This is a genomic window from Streptococcus sp. UMB1203 (assembly GCF_030217725.1).
Taxonomy (GTDB): domain Bacteria; phylum Bacillota; class Bacilli; order Lactobacillales; family Streptococcaceae; genus Streptococcus.
The window spans coordinates 1-254 of the sequence record NZ_JASOOK010000084.1 but is presented as its reverse complement, the minus strand read 5'-3'; the positions used below and the strand labels follow the sequence as shown (position 1 = coordinate 254).

The window sequence follows — 254 nt, the reverse complement described above, 5'->3', positions numbered from 1 at the left end:
TGGAGGATTACCCAAGTCCGGCTGAAGGGAACGGTCTTGAAAACCGTCAGGCGTGTAAAAGCGTGCGTGGGTTCGAATCCCACATCCTCCTTTTGTATTAACGCGGGATGGAGCAGCTCGGTAGCTCGTCGGGCTCATAACCCGAAGGTCGTAGGTTCAAATCCTGCTCCCGCAATAAGGCTCGGTAGCTCAGTTGGTAGAGCAATGGATTGAAGCTCCATGTGTCGGCGGTTCGATTCCGTCTCGCGCCATTT

3 tRNA genes are annotated in these 254 nt (G+C 54.3%); all 3 read left to right on the top strand.

The window, feature by feature from the left end:
• Position 1: 1 nt before the first annotated feature.
• The 3 genes from QP439_RS09055 to QP439_RS09045 all read left to right on the top strand — a co-directional run bounded on the left by QP439_RS09055 (position 2) and on the right by QP439_RS09045 (position 251).
• Positions 2-91, top strand: a tRNA-Ser gene (locus QP439_RS09055).
• Between the two features lie 10 nt (positions 92-101).
• Positions 102-175: transfer RNA gene (locus QP439_RS09050), tRNA-Met, on the top strand.
• Positions 176-178: 3 nt separating this feature from the next.
• Positions 179-251, top strand: a tRNA-Phe gene (locus QP439_RS09045).
• Positions 252-254 lie beyond the last annotated feature (3 nt).